The sequence below is a fragment of the Burkholderia sp. TSV86 genome (assembly GCF_001522865.1).
Taxonomy (GTDB): domain Bacteria; phylum Pseudomonadota; class Gammaproteobacteria; order Burkholderiales; family Burkholderiaceae; genus Burkholderia.
In genome coordinates, this window is the sequence record NZ_LOWB01000101.1 from 1 (window position 1) to 4,879 (window position 4,879).

The 4,879-nt window shown below is 57.1% G+C and carries 2 protein-coding genes and 4 pseudogenes; 1 reads left to right on the plus strand and 5 read right to left on the minus strand.

Annotation, left to right across the window (positions count from 1 at the left end; genetic code table 11):
* Positions 1 to 169 (plus strand): annotated as a pseudogene (locus WS68_RS28455) (IS481 family transposase); the annotation flags it as partial.
* A 54-nt stretch (positions 170 to 223) separates the two neighbouring features.
* On the opposite strand, the pseudogene WS68_RS17285 reads toward WS68_RS28455, so the two are convergent.
* From WS68_RS17285 to WS68_RS17305, 5 genes and pseudogenes are all read right to left on the minus strand, one after another.
* A pseudogene (locus WS68_RS17285) lies at positions 224 to 790 on the minus strand (IS6 family transposase); the annotation flags it as partial.
* A 90-nt stretch (positions 791 to 880) separates the two neighbouring features.
* A pseudogene (locus WS68_RS17290) lies at positions 881 to 1,578 on the minus strand (transposase); the annotation flags it as partial.
* A gap of 211 nt (positions 1,579 to 1,789) precedes the next feature.
* Positions 1,790 to 2,206 carry an EF-hand domain-containing protein gene (locus WS68_RS17295; protein ID WP_156429551.1) on the minus strand — a complete coding sequence of 139 codons (417 nt, stop codon included), beginning with the start codon at positions 2,204 to 2,206 and terminating at the stop codon, positions 1,790 to 1,792.
* A 7-nt stretch (positions 2,207 to 2,213) separates the two neighbouring features.
* Entirely contained in the window at positions 2,214 to 3,680 is a 1,467-nt protein-coding gene (locus tag WS68_RS17300; protein WP_059571958.1) for a S10 family serine carboxypeptidase-like protein, read from the minus strand.
* Between the two features lie 560 nt (positions 3,681 to 4,240).
* Positions 4,241 to 4,801: pseudogene (locus tag WS68_RS17305) on the minus strand (Tn3 family transposase); the annotation flags it as partial.
* Between the last annotated feature and the right edge of the window lie 78 nt (positions 4,802 to 4,879).

The window sequence follows — 4,879 nt, forward strand, 5'->3', positions numbered from 1 at the left end:
CAAGAAGATCTACGACTCGATCGCCACCTTGCAGACGGACCTTGATGCGTGGCTCGACCAGTACAACAATGAACGAGAGCATCAGGGGCGCTGGTGTTACGGCAAGACGCCGATGCGCACTTTCCTCGATTCGCTCGATCTCGCCAAGGAGAAACTCATCCCCCATTGATGACTCGTACTTTGTCGGCTCGACTACCTGTCAGATCAAGTCCCGGCTAATACATTTAAAGCCCAGCATCGGTCTGACGATCCGCTTGATCGCCCGGTGATCCTGCTCGACAACGTTGTTCAGATACTTGCACTGCCGGATCTTGATGGGCGTCTCACGCTCAGCGTTGATCGCATGAAGTGCTGCAAGATTGGCCCCGCTTTTATCGACGGTGACCGTTTCCGGCGCGCCATTCTGGTCGATCGCTTTTTCGAAGTATCGCTAGGCGGCAGCCTTATCACGACGGGCCCGGAACAGGAAAGCGACGGTGTTACCGTCTTTGTCAACTGCCCGGTACAAGTACTTCCACTGGCCGCGCAACCGGATGTACGTCTCGTCCATCCGCCAACTTCCGCCCACCGGGCGTTTGCGCTGGCGGAACGCCTTTTCGAACAACGGTACCAGCTTGATGACCCACCGGTGCACGGTCGAATGATCAACCTCCATGCCGTGGTCGGCCATCATTTCTTCAAGATTACGCAGGCTCAGCGAGTACGCCACGTACCACCGCACGCACAACAGGATGATATCGACCGGGACATGCAACCGCTTCAGCACTTTCGCAACGCCCGGTGACAGCATCTTGCGTGAAATACGTTCCTTCTTCACCGGGGTGTCTGACAGATTTTTCATCCGCAAATCTTACCCTATCACGCTATCGCGACAGAACCCCTTCAGATCGAGCAGCACTTCGGCCCACGACTCCCTCGACTCGCGGTAGCCGTCGGACAGTGCGACACGCTCTTTCTCGCCGTTTGGCGTCACGCCGATGATCACGAGCAAACACTGCCCGTCAGAATCCTCGGTACGTGCCTGTGTGTGAATGCCGTCCGCCCACCAGTAGACCCAGCGCGCTTTCGACAGGTCACGTTTTTTCCATTGTTCGAACTCTTCGATCCACGCGGCCTTCAAGCGGCTCACGGTGTTCGCCGACATGCCTTTGACCTGCTCGCCGAGCAGCGACGACAGCGCCTCGCTCATGTCGCCGGTCGAGATCCCGCGCAGATACAGCCACGGCAGCGACGACGACACGCGCGGCGACTTGCGCACATACGGCGGCACGATCGCCGAGTTAAACTTCACGCCCGAACCCGAGCGGTCGCGGACCTTCGGCACCTGAACGCTCACCGGGCCGGCGGCCGTGACGATCTCACGCGCCGGCAGATAGCCGTTGCGCACGACCGCGCGCGCCGACCGTCGATCGCCTTCACGTTCGCGAACTGTTCGAGCATCGTGGCCAATTCCGCCTCGATCGCCTGCTGGATGATCTGCCGCGCGCCTTGCTGGATCAGATCGTCCAGGCCGGGCGCACCCTTGAGTTCCGCTTCTGCTGCTTGACCGCTGTTCGTTTCCTGCGTACGTTTCGCCATGGTGGTGGGGTTCCGATTGTCGGGCTGTTACTGTGGAAAGCAACATTCTCCTTCAATCGCCACCGCCTTCTCCTGCCTCCCGCCACGTACACCAGATTCGAGCATAGCTCGATTTTGAGCGCTCACCAGCGAGCCGCAATGTCCCCTCCGTCCGTGAGGCTCGAAACCCGCAACCAGTTGAAAGCTTGCGGTCGTCGCTTTGCCCCTATGGTTACGAGTTTGTGAAGGCCGCTCCTTTCCGTGCCTTGAGGTAACGCTTGAGGTCTTCGAAGCTGACGTAGCCGCTACCCGACCGGTCAATCTCGCTGAAGTGATCCGCGATATACCCCCACCCTGAACGCTTTGCACCGGAAAGCGAGAGCAAATGGGTCGACGGATCCGCGGCGACATCGAAACGTTGCTTCATATTTTCCAGCACCTGATCCCGAAGTGCCTGCCCCTGGGCTTGCGGAATGGCCGTGCCCACCGGGTCCGGCGGCGGCATGCGGAGTCGGTCTCCTACTTTGACTATCTGCATCTGTTCTTGTCCGTCGACAATAATCGAAACTGCAGAAGTGTCTGCAAAGGAGATGGAAACCGACGTCAAACCCGCAATCGTCAATAGTGCTTGAACACAGAGAATTTTCATCACTACCTCACTTCAAGGGGGCTGTGGTCGACGCGACGTTGAAGAAACTGTCAATCGCCTGTTTCATCGGGTGCCGGGAGTCCTTCGTCAGATAAATCATATGGCCTCCAGGGAACGCCTTGACGGGTACCGATGCAGCCAAACCGGCCCCTGACAAATCGAGCTCGCTTTGATGAAGCGGGCATGCGAGATCATGATAGCCGTGGAATACGACCACTTTCAGCTTCGGATCGAGAGTCAGCGCATCGATCAAATCGGGCAGCGACGTTGGGGAATTCGATTTGTCGGTACCGTGATTCCAATTCCACCGCCCATACGGGTCATCCGGATCCAGAGCGTACTCCGTTTTGCTCGTGTATTTCAGGAAATTGGGTAGGAAATCCTTGATCTCATTCTGGAAAGCAAGATCGTTATAGGACTGCGCATCGTATGTCGCGCTCTGCGGGATGGTGACCATGCCGTTATACCGATCCATATGACTAGGGTCGCTTCCCAAACCGAGTCGCGTAATCATGCTCGATTCGAAATCCTGCGGCTGCATGTTGAAGCTGGCGGCCCAATTGGCAACAGTCAGGCCTGTCTTCGCCGCCAGCAAACCAAACAGCGTCTGCTGGGCTTGCGGGAAAGAGCCCGAATCCCCCGGGTTCCACCGGTGGTTAGCCGTGTTCTGAAGATAGGGCGACAGCGACGGCACCCAGTACTGCGCCGAGAACAGCCGGACTTGGCTAACGTAATCGGGAAGTGCCAGCGTGCTCGCTAGTGGATCAGTTGCGACTTTCTTCGAATAGGCAACAGCACCATAACTTGGGATGAACCCCTCGCACGAAAAATTGCTGGACCGTTCACAGTTGGTCTTGTAACTCAGGATCGGCGAATTAAGCATAACCCCCGTCAATGCCGGACCACCTTGCCCAGGACTACCTGCCTGCTCAAGCAGATCTGCGACGATCGGCGTGCGGATACCGCCGTAGGATTCGCCGTACAGATACTTCGGCGAAGTTTCTCGATGGTTGACTGCAATGTAACGGGTGATGAAGTCGCGGAAGGCTTTCGTATCCTGATCAACGCCCCAGAAATCGCTATTCTTGTGGGGGGCAATTGCCTCTGAAAAGCCAGTGCCCGGCGCATCGACAAACACCAGATCACTGTCATCCAGCATGCTCACGTCGTTGTCGACCATCGGGAAGCTTTTCGGCCGGGTCTGCAGCTGGTCCGGCGTAAAGCTGGCCTCATCCACCTGAAATGTTTTCGGTCCCCACGAGCCCAAGTGCAACCAGATTGTTGACGAGCCCGGTCCGCCGTTCCAAAAAAACGTTACTGGACGTTTGCCGACAGGCTGGTTGTCCTGTGTGTAAGCAACATAAAAAAACGATACCTCCTTGTCGGCGGGCTTCGATGCGTCGGTACTCGGCGCGCTCGCCGATAAGTGGCCTGCAGTCGCCGTGTAACTGAGCGTCTTTCCGTTGAGGGTCATCGAATGATGCGTTACCGCAGCTTGATCTAGGCTCGCAGTGGTCGGTAACGACGCATCTGGGGCGGAGCTGTATTGGTTGGGATCAGAGAACGCTTGATCCTGCGGCGTCGCAACTGGAGGAGAATTGCTCGCATTGCCAGACGTGCCTGGCGTATTGGTTGGCACGGGCCCTGGATTTCCGGGCGTGTCGACCGCTGGCGTTGAGGCGGTAGTCGACGGCGAAGATGTCGAATCGTCCTCACCGCAAGCAGTGAGTCCAAGAACGGACCACCCCATCACCAAAAGGAATATATATTTTTTCATGCCATCGAATATATTTTAATATGTCATATAAAATTCGCGATTTTTATCATCGCGGCCGCGTTTGCAAAAATCCTACACCGATCACAAATCAGCGGCAACACGAGAAAAATTACGACTTCACATGAGTAGGTCGAAAAACGAAAGATCATCGAAAGATTTCGTCGAGATGGTTCTGTCGCAATAAGAGGCCATGTAGGGGTCTGGGGAGCAACGGAACAGGGAAGTCAGTTAAGCCCGGTGCACGTGCCCGAAGGACTTCATAGATCGCTCCCTCCGGTCAACGGACGTAGTTCTCCACGCGCGACAGACTCCGGCACCGAGAACGAATAGCGCCCGAGCATGTTGATGTGCTCGTGGCCGAACGGCGACAGCCGGATTTCGTCTTCGGGCCGCACCGGATAGCCTTCGCGGCGCAACTGCGTCAGCACCGCGTCCATGTACAAGGTGTTCCACAGCACGATCATGTTCACGACCAGGCCGAGCGCGCTCAACTGGTCTTCCTGCCCTTCGCGGTAGCGCTGGAACAGTTCGCCGCGCTTGCCGTGGAAGACGTCGCGCGCCAATGCGTGACGGCCTTCGCCGAGATTGAGCTGGAGCAAGGTGCCGCGGCGACGGGCCTCGTCATCGATGAAGTTCAGCGTATGGATGGTCTTGTCGATGCGACCGATCTCAGCGATGGCCTGCGCCAGGCTGGTCGGTCGCTCGTCGACCTGCAAGGTGCGCATGATGCCCATCGCCGGCACCCTGCCGAGCTTGAGCGAGCCGATCAGGCGAAGCACGTCGTCCCAATGTCGCGTGATGCGCTCGAGGTTTGGTCTTACTGAATCGGCCCGGGTTTTTCGGAGACCTCAACCTTTGAGAGAATGGGGTCATGGAAACCTTAAAACCTGAAAGCA